This window comes from Cetobacterium sp. 2G large (genome assembly GCF_014250655.1).
Taxonomy (GTDB): domain Bacteria; phylum Fusobacteriota; class Fusobacteriia; order Fusobacteriales; family Fusobacteriaceae; genus Cetobacterium_A; species Cetobacterium_A somerae.
Genome location: NZ_JACHTH010000006.1, coordinates 1 through 19,209, shown reverse-complemented (window position 1 = coordinate 19,209; position 19,209 = coordinate 1). Strand labels below are relative to the sequence as shown.

Below are 19,209 nucleotides of genomic sequence, written 5' to 3'. Positions count from 1 at the left end.
ATTAGAATTTACCGATTAGGTTGATAAACCAACCTTTGGCATTATAGTCTAAGTCTGTTAAGTCGTCATCAAATTTAGAGAAGTTGTATCCAACTCCAACTTTGAAGTTTTGTCCCACTTCTCTATATACTGCTACTATCGCTCCATGTTCATATGAGTCATCCTTCATATCTCTAAGTAGATGATATTCTCCAAAAGCATACCACTGTTTAATAAACTCATAGTTTAGTCTTACTGCATAAAGATCTAAGTTAGAATCATACCATTCTCCTTCTCCTTGTCCAGCTCTTAAACTTTCAAGTCTTACAGCGTATTTAGCACCAATATCCCATCTTTGATTAAATTCGTAGATTCCCTCTAAAGATAATACATGAGCTTTTTCATCATTTGTAGAGTTTAATTGGCTATCAATTCCCATATTGTAAACATATTCATACTTACCGATTAAGTTAAGTCTATCATTCCAAATAGGTCTATAAGCTAATCCAACTCCAGCTTCAGCAGATTTATCATCTTTATCATAGAAAGAGTCTCTATAGATATAGTTAAGCTTTCCAAATAGAGTATACTCTTCATCTATAACTTTTTTAGCTCTATTTATAGTTGCCCAAGTGTCAGCTGATAGATTATTTCCTCTATCTCTTCCATACTCTAATTTGTTTCTAATCATAAAGTCTTTACCGTAGTATCTACTGTATAAACTTACAGATGTTCTTTCTAATTTTCCATTATTTGTATCTAAGTCACCTTGTTGTATTAAAGTTCCTAAGCTTAAGTCAGATGTATAATCATAATCTAAACCATAAGTTTGTAAGAAACCTCTTCCACTATTTTGATCAACAAACTGATTTTCATGGAACATATTTAAATTATCATTGTATTTAAATTTTTGTCCCACAGTGAAGATACTATTATTACCATCATTAAATAGTCCATTGTCATTTTCTAAAGCGTATCCTGCATATATATTGTGTTCAGGAGTTAAGTCATAACCTAACATAGCTTGAACTCCTTGACCTCTATTACCTGTACTTCCTTCAGCATTAAGCTTTAGTTTTTCACCTATTTTTAAGTTTGTTCCTAAAGTATATAGGTTATTCGCTTCATAGTTATCAGAAAGTACATCTGTTTGAGCTTCAACATAAACAGTTTTATTAGGTAGGAATTCATAGTCTGCTCTAACTCCTAAAAGGATAGCCTCCTCTTTAGCAAACTCATTATTATAATTCCACTCTTTATTTTTTAAATACTCTAACTCTGTTGAAAGAGTCAGTTTTTCATTATATTTATAAGAAAGTAGAATATCAGCTCTATCTTCCTCTACTTGATTAAATCCAGGATTTACGAAATCTTGATCGGTTTCTTTAAATTTACTAGCTCCAAGTGATAAATCCCATCTTTCATTTAATTCATAATCTAATTCAAATCCATAGTCATCTATTTCAGCAGAGTTTGCAAGACCAGCTCTAGAGAATCCTCTCTCTTTTTTACGATACCAGAACCCCATTCTATCAGCATTTCCAAATCCTTCATTGAAATCTTTTAAAGCCACCTCTCCTTCTAAATAATATGCATACCCATCAATATTATTGTAAAGAGAATTTAAATCTTTATAATTTAATATATCCTCCCAATCTTTTTTCGTTAAATCTAAGTTATAACCACCATTATATGAAAAGTTATTAATTATATTTTGTGAACCTTTAGAATGTGCTACCTCCATTCTTAAATATGTGTTATCTGTTTTTCTTAAAGTTAAGTCTGCACCTTGAAGCTCATAATCTTCAAAGCCATCTCCTCTAGCCTCATTTACTAAAGTTCCACCAAGAGCTATATTGTCTGTTAACCAAGCTTTACCTCGTGTACCATATGTTAATTTAGAAAAATCTGTGTCAGAAGAGTAGAACTCATAATCTGCAACTAATACTACTGATTCTCCGTAGTAAGGCATCTCTTTTATAATATCTCCAGAACCACCATCAGCTATAATTGTAGGTAATGGATTTTTTAAGATGATTCTACCTTGAAGTTCATTTATCTCGTAGTCTCTAAACTCTTCTAGAACAATATCTCTTAAAACTCTTCCTGTTCTAGGGTCTCTAATTTCAACTCTAAGTTTAGCGCTTCCAGTAACAATATCTTGGAAACTTAGGAAATAAACACTTCCTCCTGTTCCTGCAAATTCATCTGATGAGAAAAGTGTTTCAGGCTCTGAAATAAATGCTTTAACTTGATATTTACTTTCTCCAAAATCAGTACCTTGCAAACTTTGGTACTCAGCTTTTGCTCCATATAAACTTCTATCATAGTCACCATAGTAGTTACCAGTAAAGCCAGTATTATAACTTCCCCACATAGCATGAGATTTATCTTTGTCTACTCTTAAGTAGAACTTACCAGCTGTTTCAGTATCTCTATAGTATGTAGAGTCATCTCCTAAATTGAATTCAATATCATCTCTTTCAAGTTTTTCAAACATCTCTCTAGAAGTTCTTTTAGAGAAGTCTTTAAACATATAATCAAATTCATTAGCCCAAGTATCAGCTTGAGCAGTTACTCTGTAGCCGTTCTCCCAAAGTCCCTTATAGTAAAATGCCAATCTACCTGTACTAAATAAATCACCATCATACTCATTATTTGGAGCTAAAATAGCTTCATTTCCAGATACATAGTTTTGCCCAATGAAGATGTCAGCCATACCCACTAAGAAATCATATCTTCGTGGAATATCTACCCTCATATCATAGTTATACTCTTTTCCGTGATTATCGTATAACTTAACATTTAAAATTTTCTCTCCCTCATTCTCTGTATACATCTCATATACAAAGTTTCCATTTTTATCAACCTCTAGAGGTTGACCATTTAAATCAATAGTTCGTATAGTATTTAAACCTTTTCCATAAACTCTAACCCTAGAACCAGTAACTAAGATACTTCTAGACTTAGTGTTATCTTTTCCAAAGAAGTTGTGTTCAATATTATTATTTTCAACACTCTCTTGAAAAGTAAATTTTTCCATATTTGTTTCATCAAAGTTTCCATATTTATCATAAACTCTTAATTTATAAAGATATTCATCACCATCATTTGGATTAATTTTTTCTTTATACTGCCAAGATAACATCTCATTTACATTAAGAGAGTCACCTTTAATAACTTCTATAGGTGCTATCAAATTCTCATCTTCAACTGAGTATATAGATAACTCCCATCGAGCTATGTTATTAGGATAGTTCGTGTAAATATAAAATGGGATGGTCTCACTTTGAAGAGCCACCCTTGATTCAGTTCCTAAGGAAAGTTTTGGTTCAATTGGAACAGGATCTACCAAAGAGTATATATAAGCTCCTCTATTTTCCAAAGTAAACCTTCCAGGATAAATAACCTTTTTTACTTCATTCTTGTTTTGTTCTAATCTGTTAAAGTCAATTGTCCCCATGGTGCTAATTGTTACCTCATCTGCTTCGCTTTGTGAAAGAGAAACATTAGAAATCACTATTAGTGCTGCTAATAAAAAAGTGAGTTCTTTTAATCGTTTTTTTCTCATAATTTTCACCTCTTTTTTATTGAAAATACAAACTATTATAATTAGTATTACTCAAATTTAAAGGAATTGTAAATTTGAAAGTTTTTAATGGATTGCTTATAAAATTTCAAATCTTCTAAAAAAAGGAACAATAAATTTTTGATGGTATAAGTAGAGTATTTTGAATATTTAAAAACCACTTTGAAAATTTCTAAATTTTTTTATATTTTTTTTCAAATTCACATTTCATAAATTTCAGTATAAAATTAATTCAACAAGGGTTTTTTTCAAACATTTTCATATGGCAAAGCACAGGAAACTGTGTGACGCAAAACTAAAGGGCCTGTAAAATGGCAGCCAGTTGCAATAGGTAGTACTTTTAATCTTTAAGATTAAGAGTATTATTCTTATTGCAACTTTTTTTTATTTAAATTCTAGGGGGTATTTTTTTGAAGTATATATTAGTAATGTTTTTATTTATTGTGAATCTTTTGAGTTACAGTTTTCATATAATGCCAGATGGGTTTGAAAAGAGATTTGACAATGGAAATGGTTATCAAGAGTTTTACTTTCCAAATAATGGGATGGAAACTATAAGATATAAATTCTCAGTAGAACCAGGAAGTATTATTCGTGGGGATATGAGTAAATGGGTAGAGCTTTATCCAAAGATTTTAACAGTTAAATCTGGTGATGTTGGGATATTAAAAGTTTATGCTAATGCACCTAAGGGGACTCCAGTTGGAGAGTATGGGTTTCATTTAAACTGCGTACCAATTACGATACCTGAGTTAGATAAGAGCCAGAAGAAAGTTGTTGCTAACGCAGGAGTTACAATCTCAGCATCTTTAGAGTTGATAGGTTATGTGGGAGATATACCACCTGTGATTGATATTGTAAAGCATGAGATTTTTGAAGAAAAAGGAAAAACAAAATTAAAAATTGATTTGAAAAATGCTTCTTTAAAAAGAGGGGTAGAGTACGGAATTGAGGTTAAAGGAAAGAATAAGACAGTTTCTAGAAACTCAATGGGACGTATCTATGAAAAGGAAAGTGTTACTAAGGTTATTGATTTAGAAGGGATGAAGAAAAATGACCCTTATGAATTAATCATATATGAAGAGATTAGCAACAACCTTATTAAGAAAATCAAATTATAGAAAACAAGGAGGAGATTAAATATGAAAAAGATTTTATTTGGATTAGCTGCACTATCAGCTATGGCGTTTGGAGCATCAACAGGGGTACATAACTCAACTTACGGAAATAACCAAATCGACGTTGAAACAAGAGCGTTTATCATTAACTCAGGATTAGTTATTACATCATCGGAAGGAACAGCAGATGGAGCACCAACAGACGCTATTAAAAAGGCAGTTTTAGATCATGGAACACTTATGGCAGGAACATCAGCTGATTCAACAGTAGCAAGAAAAGTTTATATAAGAAAAACAAATGGAACTAACTTTCCAGCAGGAACAGTTCTTAATATAGCATTAAATGCTGATACATCAAACACAAACAATCTTAAGCATGTAGATAGTGACGACGTGTTAGCACATACACTAACAGCCGCAGTTATTGAAAGCCATGCAAAGTTTGAATCTGGTTTTGGTGAAAGCACAAATGGAGGTCAAATTTTATCGTTAACTGGTGAGACTGAAAAAAGTGCTGGAAATTTTGAGGTTAAATCAATTCGTAATATAGAAGTTAATTTACAATCTGTAATAAATTCAGCGCAAATGGGAACAACAAATAATCCAATTGAAGGTCAATATACTAACACATCTACATTAGCTGTTAGATTTAGTAAAATACCTACTACAACATCTGATGAAGAGTATAAAGCAAGTTATACTCCAACAGCTGGAACTGTAAACAATACTTCTACTGTAAACCAAACAGAAGGAATTAAAGCAGATGGAACAGTTGTTCCAAATGCTTCAGCTTTAGCAAAAAGATAATAAATAACTATGGCCACTATTATGGTGGCCTTTTTTGAAAAAAGAGGTAAGTAACAGTTAAAATAAAAATATAAATTACGAAAGATAATTCTGATTTTTATAGTTTTTATTATACAATAAGTTGAGGTGAAATTAATGAAATATTACTCAACCAGAGAGATGGTAAAAGTATTAAATGTTACAGCTCAAACATTAAGAAACTGGGATTCTAATGGAAAATTAGTGCCACATCATAAAACAGACAGTGGATATAGGTATTACTCAGAGGAGCAACTTAATAAATTTTTAGGAATTACTATTGTTAAAAAAAATAGAAAAACAATTGGTTATTGTCGAGTTAGCTCTAATAAGCAAAAAGAGGACTTGGAAAGACAGATAGAGAATGTAAAATTGTACATGCTTGGAAGAGGTATAAATTACAATAAAAAAGGGTTCAATAAACTGGTTGATCTCATAACGGATGGAGAAGTTGAAAAAATTGTACTTTTGTATAAAGATAGATTATTAAGATTTGGATATGAACTAATTGAAAATCTTTGTAAAAAATACTCTGTTGAAATAGAAATAATAGACAATACTGAAAAAATCGAACAAGAAGAGCTTGTAGAAGATCTAGTACAAATAGTTACTGTTTTCAGCTGTAGACTTCAAGGAAAGAGAGCAAATAGGGCAAAACAAATGATAAAGGAGCTGATTTCTGATGATTCTATCAAAGAAGATAAGGTTAAAACCTAATAAAAATCAGGAATTATTTCTTTGGCAATCAACAGGAACAGCAAGATTCATATATAACTGGACTTTGAATAGACAAAAAGAAAACTACGAAAATGGTGGAAAGTTTCTCTCTGATAACATCCTTAGAAAAGAGATAACAGAACTTAAGAAATCAGAATTAGAATGGTTATCACAAGTTTCAAATAATGTAGCAAAACAAGCTGTTAAAGATGCTTGTGATAGTTATAAAAAATTTTTTAAGAAGCAGAGTGCTTTTCCAAAATTCAAGAGTAGAAAGAAAGCTAAACCGAGTTTCTACAATGATACTTCTAAATTAAAAGTAAAAGAAAATTTAGTTTTAATTGAAAAAGTTGGTTGGGTAAAAACTTCAGAGCAGATTCCCATGAATACGAAATATACTAATCCAAGAATAAGTTTTGATGGTAAGTATTGGTATATCTCAGTGGGTATAGATAGTGCTAAACATGTTGTAGAACTTACTGATGAAAAAATAGGAATAGATTTAGGTATAAAAGAGTTAGCGGTCTGTTCCAATGGTAGGGTATTTAAAAATGTAAACAAAGGGAAAAGAGTAAAAAAACTTAAAAAAACTTTAAAAAGACTTCAAAAACAAGTTTCAAGAAAATACTATAAAAATAATGGAGGTGAAAACCGTTACCAAAAGAGCCAAAATATCTTGAAACTTGAACAAAAACTTAGGCTCATTCATAGAAGAATTTCAAATATCCGCAACAATAATCTTCATCAGATTACAAATGAGATAGTGAAAACCAAACCATCAAAAATAGTAATGGAAGATTTGAATGTTAAAGGTATGATGAAAAATAGACATCTTTCAAAGGCGATAGCTGAACAGAATTTCCATAAATTTGTTGTATTTATGAAATATAAATGTAAATTTAATGGAATAGAATTTATACAAGTACCAAGATTTTATCCAAGTAGTAAAACTTGTAGTTGCTGTGGTTCGGTCAAGAAAAACCTAAAACTTTCTGATAGAATTTTTAGTTGTGAGTGTGGAAATAAGATGGATAGAGATCTAAATGCGAGTATAAATTTAAGGAATTACAGAGTTTCATAGAGAACAGAAGAAAACTGTAATATGTACCGTTCGTTATGCGGGAATTTAAGCCTTTGGAGAGTTATACAAACGAAAGTAGTCTATATTTTTGGGCAAAATCGGATTCTATGAAAAAGGAATAATACTTTTAACTTTATGCTGATTTGATAAATCTTTATAGAGTTTTATAAGTGTTTGGTAACGGTGAATGAATGATTAAACATATTTTTTTACTTTTTTTACTGATGTTCTCCAGTGCCTTTTCATATATAAACATCTATCCAACAGAGTTTAATAAAAAGGTAGATGGACAAGGTGGACTAATAGAGTATAACTTGTACAATAGAACAGATAAAAACGTAAGATACCATATATCCCTTTTAGATTCTAAAACAGACTCAATGGCTAGTTGGGGTGAGATATATCCTAAAACTTTAACTTTAAAACCTAGTGAGGAAAAAACTATAAAACTTCTAATTAAAGCCCCTAAGGGAACTAAAGAGGGAGAGTACAGTGCCGTTTTAAATATAAAAGAGATGGAGGTTCCAAGCTTAGAAAAAGTTAAGTCTAAAAATACAAGTGTAACTATTTTGACAAACTTTAGCATGGAGATTTTAGGGTATGTAGGAGCTATCAATCCAAATCTAGAGATAACTGATTTTGGTTTAAAAAAATCTAAAAAATCTTTAGAGTTTAGCGGAGTGATGGAGAACACAGGAAAGAGATCTGGAAGATACAATATGTTTCTAACAGATTCAAAAGGTAATAATAGATATTTCTTAGGGGATTTTACAATTTTAAAAAATGAATCTATACAGCTCTCAGATTTCAATCAGAATATTAAAGATGAAAAAACTTTGAAACTTTTACCAAAACTTAATTGGATTTTTATTGTAGATAAGGATAATGAAAAGGTAACAAATAAGCTTTCAATATAAAAATATTTTAGAAAAGGGAGGGAAATTTTATGGAGAACAAAAAAAGAATAAGAAAACAGTTGGGAATCTTTATTTTTCTATTATTCTCTGTAACAACCTTTTCCCAAGAGTATACCTTAGAAGATTTAAATGCTTTAAAGGCTTCAGGACTAATAACTCTAGAGGACTATGATATTTTGAAAAGTGAACTCCTAGGGGAGGATATAGCAGGAGATGCACTTTTTACTTTTAACATCAATGATAAGATAAAAGAGGGAGCTTTTAAGTTAAAAAAAGAGAACGATAAATACTATTTTTCACTTTTAAACTTTTTTAAAGTTTTACAATTTAATAACTACAGTATCAAAAATGAAAAGATGCAGATGCGTCTAGGAAAATCTTTAGATGAGATTGACATAGATATGAAAAATAAAAAGCTTTTTATAGGAAGAATCAATAAAACCATACCTATAACAGATGATAATATAATTACTGAAAATAGTGATTTTTTTATAGAGAGTTCTTTATTTGAAACGATGTTTTTACAACGTTTAGAAATAAATGAAGCTAAACTGTTAATAAAAGGGGATTTAAACTTTAACCCTCCATTTGAAATCGAATACTATTTAAATAGAAATAGAGAGAAGATGCAAGAGGAGGCAAATAAAAAGAGAATTTTACATACAAATGACAATGGACTTTTAGATGTGGGATACTTAAAGACAAACTTCTCAGCTAATTTTTCTAAGAATAAAGGGGAGAAAAGTTACGACAAAGATTGGTTTGGAAATTTAGAATATAGGGGAAATCTTTTATATGGAGAGTTTAATACATCTTACAATGTAAAGGATGATAAAATAGGGGATACATATATATACTACCCTGACCTTTGGAAAGAGCACTCTTTAGAGGTTGGGAGTTACGGTAGTACATCAAGGGAGTGGGGAGTATCTTTTAAAAAGGAGAAAGGATACTTTATACAAAATGACAACATAGTTATAAGGGAGAACGTTCCTCTTGGAAGTAAGGTGGAACTTCTTTATATGGGATTCCCACTTGCAGTTGCAAATGAGGAAGGTGGCTTTGTTGAATTTAGAAATAGAGAGATTAAAAGGGATAGGGATTATGTTTTAAGGGTTCATACTGATGACGGTAGAATCTATGATATAAATGTGAATACAAGTAGAGATTTTAACCAGCAAGGGGCTGGGCAGATAGAGTATAACTTAGATATTCGTGAGGATCATAACAATGATAACTACAGTTTCTTTGGAGATATCTATTATGGTTTAACTGATAATCTAACTTTTGGACTAGGTGGAAAAAGAGTTACTGAATATAATGATGAAGATGAAAAAAGATATATAAATACAACTATGGGAGAGTTTGTATATTCAAACACTATCTATAAGTTACCTTATACTTTAGTTTTAGGTGGGGAACACACAGAGGACGATAGATACCTTTATAACTATCAAGGTAAAATAAATTTATATAATCTATCTCTATACACTTCTCAGTATAACTACGGTGGGTACTACAACGAGAAGAAATTAAGAGAATATTCATTAGAATATTCTCCAGGTTCTGGTTATACATTTGATTATAACTATAGAATCAATGAGTATTATAAAGATGAAAAAACTATAGACTATGATTTTGGAGTTTCAGTATATAAATCTATTTTTAAAGATCTTTTACTTACTGCAGATACAAGAAAATCTAGAAATAGTAAACATGAGTACTCAGTATATTTAAACTATACAGGGTTTCATAACTTCAATACAACACTTAATAATATTTGGACAAATGATGGAAGAGATTATGAAACTACATTAGCTTTTACAAATAAAAACTTTTGGGAAGTTGTAGACTTTTCACTGGACTTTTCCTACTCAAATCGTAGTGAAAGTTCTATAAGTGTTAGATTCACTCTTGACTATGATAATCTTATTAACTTCGCATTCTTTAAAGGAAAAGGTGGAGCTGAGTCTTACGCTGTTGGAGTTAATAGAGTTATTGATCTTAAAAATATCAAAGCTGATATTGAGACTATGGATTCTAGTAGAGTTGAGATAATCACATTTGTAGATAAAAATGGAAACTACACTTATGATGAGGGAGAGGAAACTGTTGATAATGTTGAAGTTGAGATTGGATCTCAAAAGGTTGTCACTGATGAAGATGGTAGAGCTTATATGTTTGGGGTTCCAAACGGGATACTTTATGAGTTAAAACCTAAGATTAGAAAGCCATCATACTCTATGGGAGATACCATTATTGAGGTGAAGGGAAGAAATACAGGAACTATTACAGCTTACATACCTATAACTCCGATGACTGATTTAGAAGGATTTATAAATATTGATGATTTTAAAGATTTAACTGAAGAGCAAAGACAAGCTATTTTTGAAAATATTGTTGTTAAAGTTTCACACAAAGAGAGAAATATTGAGGAGTTAACAATTCCAGATGAAAGTGGATATTTCCATATAAGTGGACTTTTCCCAGATGGATATAACGTACAGGTTATGTATTTAGGAGAAGATTTTGATATTCCAAATCTATCAGAGAATATAAAACTTGCTTACATTGAAGGAAGTTCTCAAAAGTTTGTATTTAACTTTACTAAAAATAAGATTGCTTTAGTTAAAAATGGAGATAGGGGGAACTTATAGTGATTAAAAATATAATTTTATTTACACTTTTTTATACTCTCTTGGCATCTGCCCAAGAGAGTATTCCTCTTCCTAGCATACCAATGATACCTTTAATTCCTGCTACACCTATAGAGAAAGTAGAGGAGATAGAGTTAGAAAATGGAGAGGTTATTGAAGAGATTTGGGATTTAATTAAAACAAATACGATTATGGTGAAATCTAATGTTGACATTGTTGTTCCACTTGAAATTATGACAGATGTGGATATCAAAGCACTAATTATAGATGATCAAAAACTTGAGATACCATTTGAGATTGAGCTTAATAAAGAGCCTGATAAAAAGGATTTCTACTCTTTAAACTATTCTGAAACTGCTATAGATATTGATAATGATGGAAAGATAGATACACATATTATTTCACCAAAGTATATCAATAAAAAAGTAGTGGATGATAATCTCTTAATTATTGATGGACAGAATATAAGTGTTGAGGGGACACATAGAAAAAAAGTTTATATCAATATAGAGATGAAAAGTAGGAGGTAGAGATGAAAAAAAATATAGTTATTACTTTTTTACTCTTCTATACAGCTTTATTTTGTGAGATACACTATAAGGTTGTGAGTCCTATGAAGTTTAGAAAAGTTAATACCACTCACATTGAAAAAGATAAGGTTTTAGGAGAGGCTATTTTAGAAGTTTATACAGATAATCTTGAAGAGGATGCTGGGAAAAAGATAGTTTTAAAATTTCCTGAATATAACCTTTTGACAAATAGAAGAAGATGGATAAAAGTTGAAAAACTTATAATGGAAAAAGAGGAACAGGAGTTTATTTTGGATAAAGAGAGAGTTCAAATTAAACTTTATGGAATTTTAGATAGAAGAGACTTAAATCGTGGGGAGGATATTAAGGAGATTGAGGGGGAGTATATAGGATATATTCCTATGATTATATCTCAATATAAGAAAAGAGGGGGAGAAGAGAAATGAAAATTTTAAAATATATTATTTTCTCTCTTATTTTAACTCTGTCTCTAAGTGGGGGAGAGGTTATTGAAACTCTTCCAACTAGAGAAAGAGCTGAGATGAATATAGAGGTGACAAAAGTTTTTAGTGAAAAGTTAGATGCTCTTTTAGATGAGAGTAATAAGGAGATTACTTTAAATTTTAAAGAGGTTCCTGTTGATGAGAGTCAATTTGAAGTTTTTCTTATTGAAAATTTAAATAGCTTACCTTCGTACTCTGTTTCTAAAGGGGGAAGAAAAGCTTTAGAGGTTATTAAAAATGGAGCTAAATTGAGAGCTGGAAGTAAGATAAACTCAGGGAAGTTATCATACTTTTTAGATAGAGCAAGAGGGGAAAGAGCTCTAAAAATACAGTATGAAGAAAAGCCAGAGAAACTATATTTAGGAGTTTTAAACAAATCTACCAATACAGTAGCTAAAGTTTTTAGTATAAATTATGATGTTCCAACTACTTACGGTGGAACAATAACCAATTTTTCTAATGGATTACCAAATGAGATGAGTTTTCAAGATGATGGCAGTTTTACAGATAGTACACGATTTTATTCCATTACTCATTCCAGTTCTATTGATATTGCAATGGACAATTATAATGGAACTACTTATAGATTATCAGCAATTGTAGGTGGACACTCTTTAAATTCAAACGATGGAAATACTATAGAGAATGGTGGTGTTGCAAAGTTTATTCAGCCACAAGTTAAAGTAGATAATTTAGATGGGGAACTACCAATTAAACTTAATTTATTAAGTGTTACACCAAGTAGTGGCATACAGATTTTTAATCATAAAATGCATCCAAATGATAGTAGTTCTATTATTGCAATTAGAGGAAGTACACTGAGTTTAAAAGTTAAATTTCAACCAAGTATTGATTTAGATATAATTAAAAAAGCTAGAACAGTTAATAAAATAGAGGTTCCTTTAGTTTGGAGTACTACAACTGGGCAGATTAATCAAGTTGCATTACCTAAAGCTGATTGGAATAATAATGGAAGCATTCCGCATTCAAATAACAATAGAACTGAAATTGCACCTTATCCAAATTTAAAAATTGTGAAAAGTCAAACTACACATAGTGGGACTATTGAATTTTCAAGTCGAACAGAATCCACAATAAAAAATATATCTGATTCTAATTTTTTAAAAGGGTTAAAATATAAAGGATATGTTGGAATATTCAATACAACTACAGATACAAATGCATTAGTTTATTCCAGCGTTTCTGGAGAAGGTGTATCAGATGGCGGAGATTCAAATGAACTTCAATTTACAAAAACTAATGCGTCGGGAAATTCAATAACTTTTAAAATAAATTATAACAAAGGAGAGCCAATTTATGAGTTAGTTAGTTATACTCAATCAAATTATAAAAAAGATCTTTTGGAAGATAGAACTTTTGATTTTGTAATAAAATATTTTGAAGAATCAGGATTAGCTAGAAAGATAGATAGTATAAAAGTCATAACTCCAACTATGAGACATACAATAAACTCGTCAAATATTCCAAAAGAAGTAGTCTTTTATGATGATGGGGATACTATTAGAGACACTTTAAGTCTAGACGCTGAAGGTAATTATGTTTTTGCTGGTGGAAGTATGAGTTACATAATCGAAAATGTTCCAAATAGCTATCCAAGTTATTTCCCAGTAATTTCACTATATGACAAAGATTTTAGTATCCCATTTGATGTATCAAATTTAGGAGATGGAACGAAATCTATATCTTCAGATGGTCGATATATAGTTAATTTTGATGGAGAAACAGAAATTGGAGTAAATTTATATTTTGGACAGTCAAGTTATAAATCTGTTCAAAGTACATATAACTCACATAAATTACATCCTTTTGAAATAACTCAGAAAATAAATAGTCAACTTAAACTTCTAAGATCTTTTATGTTAGGTGGTTATATAAGGCCAGAAAGCATAAGAACGGAAACTACTGCTAAAGCTGGACCAGGAAGTTTTCCCGCTCTTTTAAGATTTAGGATACCAAAATCTCTTTTTATTCAAAATAGAGATAAAAATGATTCAAATAAAATAGATCTTACATATATATCTTCAACAAATAGAAATCTAAGTTTTATTCTTGGTAAAAAGGATGAAACATCAGCTCATGTGAATCCAAACAATACTCAACATATCGAGTTGATTCCAACTATAAAAATAGAGAAAAATCAAATAACCAGAGATATGACTATGACTATTGATAGAAATTATGATGAGGAGTTTATTGATTTTAATGCTTCTGGAAGTACAAGTAAAAGTGGAATAACTTTATCCTCTGGGTTTAACATGAAAGGATTACCATTTAAGAGCGATATTATCATTAAAAATAAGGGAGTTACCAGTGATATAATTCATAGAGTAGTTGGAGAAGATGTAGATGGTGGTGGAAATACCACTCAGAATATAAAATTTGAAGTAATAGGAGAAACTGGGAAAAAAGCTAAGATAGAACTTAAATATGGAATTAATGGATTACCAAGTTTAGCTGTTAGAGATTGGACAGGTTCGGATACTTTTAAACTACAAATTCTCCATAATGAATTATCAGGATTAAATAGAAGAATATATAATTTAGATATAGTAATCCCAGAAATAAATAAGTTAGGTGTAAATCATAATGTTAAAGATGCAACTTATTTAGATGAGGACAGAAAGAATCTGACTAGTGAAACTGAAATTCCTACTTACGCAGTTTTTGCAGGTGGATCACTAACTGTAACTTTAGAAAATTTTGGTGTTAGAAGATTTCCAATTTTTACCTTAGGTAAAAGTAGTGTTGTAGAGGTTGTGAACTATTATCCATATAATAATTTTAATGATTTAGTTTTAGAGTATAAAGATTATAAATTTAAAACTAGAATTCATTTTTGGTCATATTTCAATAATAGTTTTAATCTTGAGTATTTAAAAAAACAGGTAGCAGTTGGAAAACACAGCAATGATAATAATGGAACTAATCTTAGTTTTACAACAGATTTAAGATTAAATATTCCAGAATTAAATATAATTCAGATGAGAAAAGAGGAGAGGTTTGCTGATTATGAAATTATTTTAACTCCTGAAGATAAGGATTTTAATGTAATTACAGCAACAGTAGGAAAGAAAAATGAGCAATCTAACGTGTTTACAGTTGATTCAGATTCAGATTCAAAAATTACAATACATTATCCTAAAATTATTTTTACAAAAGATAATATTATCCAAAGTGGAGTGGTGAGCTTAAATACAAGTTATCAAAAAGGTATAACTATAGATTTTAATAAAGATGGAGTTGCGACAAGTAATGCGGTAGCTTTAGAAAGTACATCTAGATTTCCTCAAGGTTTATCTTATGGTGGAACAATTGAAATTTATCAAGGCGAAACTAAAATAGGTGATACTATGAATGTAAATGGACTTGATAAATATACAGGAGCTGGAGATACCAGTAAGCATCAATTTACTTTAAAAGATTATCTTGGAAGGGATACTAAAATATCTTTACAGTATAGAACTGATGGTTTAGTTTCATTCTCATTGGACGAATGGGAAGGAGAAGGAGAAATAAACTTTACAATTGTTCATAAAGAGGGCTCTGGATTAACAAGAAAAACTACTAATATGAAAATAGTAACTCCTAAAATAGGAGAAAAAATATCTAGTGGTGTTTTAGATTTTGGAGTTCTTTTAAAAGGTTCAAATATTGATTATCCTGCTGAAACATCTATAGTTGTTCAACCTTTTAGTGGTCATAATTTAATTTTAGAGTTAGAAAGTCCAAATATATCCTTAACTAATGGTAATTCAATTGTAGAAGCAACAAAACTTTCTATTGATTCTGGAGTAGCTGAAGGAACTAATAAAATATTTAAATTAAGTGGAGTTATAACTAAAGATAGTTTAAATAAATCAACAGCTGAGGGAGCTCATATAGGTACAATAACATTACAAATGAAAGTAGTATCTGCAACAACTGTTAATTTAAATAATAAATAATTGGAAGGAGAACAGATGAATTTATTTTTAAATATTTATGATTTATTTGATTATAATATAGAAAGTAAAGAACATGCTTCAAGAGTAGCTTTATATTCTAAATTTTTAGCTGAAGAGTTAAAATGTTCTGAAAAATTTATCAATGAGATTTTCAATTATGCTCCTTTACATGATATTGGAAAATTAAAAATAAGTAATGATATCCTAAAAAAGCCAGAAAGATTAACAATTGAGGAGTTTGAAGAAGTAAAAAAACACCCAGAGTTAGGGTTAGAGCTTTTGGCAAAGATGAATTTGGGTAAGGTTGCTGAGAATATAGCTCATTATCATCATGAAAAATGGAATGGATCAGGATATCCTAAAGGTTTAAAAGAAGAGGAAATACCATTAGAAGCTAGGATTGTTGCTTTATCTGATGTTTATGATGCTCTTAGAGAATCAAGAGTTTATAAAAAAAGTTTTTCTCATGATGAAGCAGTAAAAATCATTTTAAATGGAAATGGAACTCATTTTGATCCTAAACTTGTTGATATTTTTTATAAATATAATGAAAAATTTGATGAGATTTTTATCAATTTTTAAAAAAAGTAATAGAATTTAAAAAAAGTATGTTATAATCACCTATAAATAAAATTTATAGGTGATTTTTTTGAGTAAATGTAATGCTATTGAGGAATATATCCTCAAATTAATAAGAAATAAAACATATATGCCTGGTGATAAGGTTATATCAGAGAATAAAATAATTGAAAAATTTAATGTTAGTAAAATGACAGCAAGAAGAGCTATGCAAAATTTAGTTCAAAGAGGTTATCTTTATCAGAAAAGAGGAAGTGGAACTTTTGTATCAAGTAGCGATGATAAAATTAATATAAACTTTGATGAACTTTTAGGATTTACAGATAAAATGTTATTACAAAATAAAAATCCAGTGACTAAAATTTTAGGGTTTAAAATTATAAAAGCTACCCATACTTTAGCAGATACATTAAAAGTTAAACCTGGCGATAAAATATATTCAATATTACGGCTTCGTTTAGCTGATGATATACCCATAGTTTTAGAGTGGACCTTTATGCCTTTTGAACTTTTTCCCAATTTGAAAATTTCTGATTTAGAAAAATCTAAATATGAGTTTTTAAAATCTTTGGACTTAAAGATTAATCGAAGTATAAGAGAATTTTTTCCAATAATACCTCCAAAAGATATTCAAGATATATTAAAACTACCAAATTCTACTCCTATTTTTAAAGTTGAATTGAAATCTTATTTCAAAGATGAAAAAATTTTTGAATTTTCGAAACTTTATTATAACCAAAGTAGATGTACATTTAAAGAGATAAAAACAGTAAAGAAATAAAAAAAACAATCACATTGACTAATTTATAACAAAATGGTAGAATGTAAAAATGAATTTTAAAGACGAAAAAGTTTTGTTAATTTAGGAGGAAAATGTTTTTTAAGAAATTTGTACTGTTATTATCTCTAATGTTACTAATATTTTCATTTGATGCTTTTGCAAACTCAAAAGGAGCATCTATTGATATAAACGTTAGAGCTACCATTATTAAGCCAATAGAAATTATTCAAAGCATTGATACTAAAGAAAATAGCATCACTGTTCAAAATAAAAATATTAAATCTATTGAGATTGATAATAAAAAGATTAAACCAAATAATAAAAATATTTATGTATATAATACTAGTAGTTCTAAAAACCTTAAAAAAAAGTTTATAAAAGTTAGTATAAAGATTTAATTATGAAAGCTTTTATAAAAATACTTATATTTTTTGTAATATCTAAGTTTTCAGTTGCTTTTATGCTATACCCAAAGGAGTTAAAAAAAGATATTACTAAAGGAGCTTTAGAAACTTTTACTATCGTAAATACATGTAATCAAATCTACGTTGTTAGAGTGGAAAGTAGTTTTAAAAATGTAGATATTAAAACTCAAATATATCCTAAGGTTTTTATACTAAATCCTCAAGAGGAAAAATTTGTAAAGATATCTTTACAAAGCGATAAAAATTTGGAAAATCAAATGCATACAGGAAAGATAAAGTTTACCTTAATTCCAGTACATCTAAAAGAGTTTAATAATATTATTGTTGAATTGTGTATTGATGCAGAGGTTTATACTCAAAGATAAATTAAAAAGATACCATCTTCAGTTAACTGAAGATAGTATCTTTTTTTAGTTATTATTATCAAAAATTTCTTTAAACTCTTTATTGTAACGAATGAATATATCTACAATTTTAGGATCAAAATGCTTCCCACTATCTTTAAAAATTATTCCCATAGCTTTTTCATGTGAGAATCCCTCTTTATAAACTCGACTTTGTCTAAGAGCATCATAGACATCAGCTAGTGCGACAATTCGAGCCTCTAATGGAATATTTTCTCCTTTTAGGCCGTATGGGTAACCAGTTCCATCCCATTTTTCATGATGATAAAGAGCTATATTTTCTGCAATAGTTCCAATTTTCATTCTAGATACCAAATCAAATCCAAGTACAGAATGTTTTTTTATCTCTTCAAACTCTTCATGCGTAAGTTTCCCAGGTTTTTTTAATATAGCATCACTGATACCAATTTTACCTAAATCATGTAGAGAAGCATATCTTGAAATATCTTCAGTAAATTTTTTAGGACAATTTAGTTTTTTAGCAAGTAATTCAGAGTAAAGATTAACTCTTAAAATATGTGATCCAGTATCTGTATCGCTAATTTCATTAACTTTTTCAAAACTATCAACTAAAGCATTTAAAATCTGTTTATAGTTATTTGAAATTTTTTTCGTTCTTTTATATAAAAATATTAAAAAGATTATAAATAAGCCACTTATCGTAGAAATAGCAATTGTTAATTTGTAGTCCTTAAATTCTAAGTCTGGTTTTATAAAAATCTTATTTATAACATCTTGTTCTAAGGATGTTGTTGGAACAATGCCATTAAAGAATTTATATAAGTTCTGATCATTCATACCAAAACCTATTCTATTAACAGCTTCATTTACGTGAGAAAGATGTATTTTATTTTCAAGACTTAAAGCATTAATTTCTAAAGTTGTAATTCTGTAGTCTCCCATAAAGTAATCAATTTTACCGTTAGCTAAATCTTTTAAAGCTTTTGAAAGCTCATGATACCTAATAATAGTATTGTGATTAGTGGTTATAAATGGGGTATTTTTTAAACTATTTCTAACAGAAATAACACCTATTTTACTATCTTTAATCTGGTCTAAGGAATCTATAAAATAGTTTTCTTGATTACTAAAAACAGCTGTATTAGCACTATAATACGGAGCTATAAACAACTCATTGT

15 protein-coding genes and 1 riboswitch are annotated in these 19,209 nt (G+C 29.4%); of the genes, 13 read left to right on the top strand and 2 right to left on the bottom strand.

Annotated features, from left to right (window positions below; translation table 11 throughout):
- Window position 1 precedes the first annotated feature (1 nt).
- Window positions 2-3,550, bottom strand: coding sequence for a hypothetical protein (locus H5J23_RS10575; protein WP_185892167.1), 3,549 nt, complete (start codon window positions 3,548-3,550; stop codon window positions 2-4).
- Between the two features lie 272 nt (window positions 3,551-3,822).
- Window positions 3,823-3,898: riboswitch (cyclic di-GMP riboswitch) on the top strand.
- 80 nt (window positions 3,899-3,978) lie between these two features.
- On the opposite strand from H5J23_RS10575, the gene H5J23_RS10570 reads away from it, so the two are divergent.
- From H5J23_RS10570 to H5J23_RS10510, 13 genes are all read left to right on the top strand, one after another.
- Window positions 3,979-4,689 carry a hypothetical protein gene (locus H5J23_RS10570; RefSeq protein ID WP_185892165.1) on the top strand — a complete coding sequence of 237 codons (711 nt, stop codon included), beginning with the start codon at window positions 3,979-3,981 and terminating at the stop codon, window positions 4,687-4,689.
- A 21-nt stretch (window positions 4,690-4,710) separates the two neighbouring features.
- Entirely contained in the window at window positions 4,711-5,493 is a 783-nt protein-coding gene (locus tag H5J23_RS10565; protein WP_185892163.1) for a hypothetical protein, read from the top strand.
- Between the two features lie 135 nt (window positions 5,494-5,628).
- On the top strand, window positions 5,629-6,228 hold the full coding sequence (locus tag H5J23_RS10560) for an IS607 family transposase (protein ID WP_185892162.1): 600 nt from the start codon (window positions 5,629-5,631) through the stop codon (window positions 6,226-6,228).
- Window positions 6,194-7,309 (top strand): RNA-guided endonuclease TnpB family protein, encoded by a 1,116-nt coding sequence (locus H5J23_RS10555; RefSeq protein WP_185892160.1) that lies wholly within the window; start codon window positions 6,194-6,196, stop codon window positions 7,307-7,309. Before H5J23_RS10560 ends, H5J23_RS10555 begins: the two co-directional genes overlap by 35 nt.
- A 191-nt stretch (window positions 7,310-7,500) precedes the next feature.
- The gene (locus H5J23_RS10550; RefSeq protein WP_185892159.1) at window positions 7,501-8,226 is read left to right on the top strand and encodes a hypothetical protein; all 726 of its coding nucleotides are present in this window, start codon (window positions 7,501-7,503) and stop codon (window positions 8,224-8,226) included.
- 29 nt (window positions 8,227-8,255) lie between these two features.
- Window positions 8,256-10,883, top strand: coding sequence for a hypothetical protein (locus tag H5J23_RS10545; RefSeq protein WP_185892157.1), 2,628 nt, complete (start codon window positions 8,256-8,258; stop codon window positions 10,881-10,883).
- Window positions 10,883-11,413, top strand: coding sequence for a hypothetical protein (locus H5J23_RS10540; protein WP_185892156.1), 531 nt, complete (start codon window positions 10,883-10,885; stop codon window positions 11,411-11,413). Before H5J23_RS10545 ends, H5J23_RS10540 begins: the two co-directional genes overlap by 1 nt.
- Before the next feature lie 2 nt (window positions 11,414-11,415).
- On the top strand, window positions 11,416-11,859 hold the full coding sequence (locus H5J23_RS10535) for a hypothetical protein (RefSeq protein WP_185892154.1): 444 nt from the start codon (window positions 11,416-11,418) through the stop codon (window positions 11,857-11,859).
- The gene (locus H5J23_RS10530) at window positions 11,856-15,881 is read left to right on the top strand and encodes a hypothetical protein (RefSeq protein ID WP_185892153.1); all 4,026 of its coding nucleotides are present in this window, start codon (window positions 11,856-11,858) and stop codon (window positions 15,879-15,881) included. The genes H5J23_RS10535 and H5J23_RS10530 overlap by 4 nt, the downstream gene beginning before the upstream one ends.
- A 15-nt stretch (window positions 15,882-15,896) precedes the next feature.
- Window positions 15,897-16,463, top strand: a complete 567-nt coding sequence (locus tag H5J23_RS10525; protein ID WP_185892151.1) for an HD-GYP domain-containing protein — start codon at window positions 15,897-15,899, stop codon at window positions 16,461-16,463.
- A gap of 67 nt (window positions 16,464-16,530) precedes the next feature.
- Complete coding sequence (locus H5J23_RS10520) at window positions 16,531-17,241, top strand: GntR family transcriptional regulator (protein ID WP_185892150.1); 711 nt, start codon at window positions 16,531-16,533, stop codon at window positions 17,239-17,241.
- Window positions 17,242-17,333: 92 nt separating this feature from the next.
- Entirely contained in the window at window positions 17,334-17,639 is a 306-nt protein-coding gene (locus H5J23_RS10515) for a hypothetical protein (RefSeq protein ID WP_185892148.1), read from the top strand.
- 2 nt (window positions 17,640-17,641) lie between these two features.
- Entirely contained in the window at window positions 17,642-18,031 is a 390-nt protein-coding gene (locus tag H5J23_RS10510) for a hypothetical protein (RefSeq protein WP_185892146.1), read from the top strand.
- A gap of 45 nt (window positions 18,032-18,076) precedes the next feature.
- Here the strand turns inward: H5J23_RS10510 and H5J23_RS10505 are convergent.
- Window positions 18,077-19,209 (bottom strand): HD domain-containing phosphohydrolase (locus H5J23_RS10505; protein ID WP_185892144.1); only part of this gene is annotated, 1,133 nt, incomplete at its 5' end.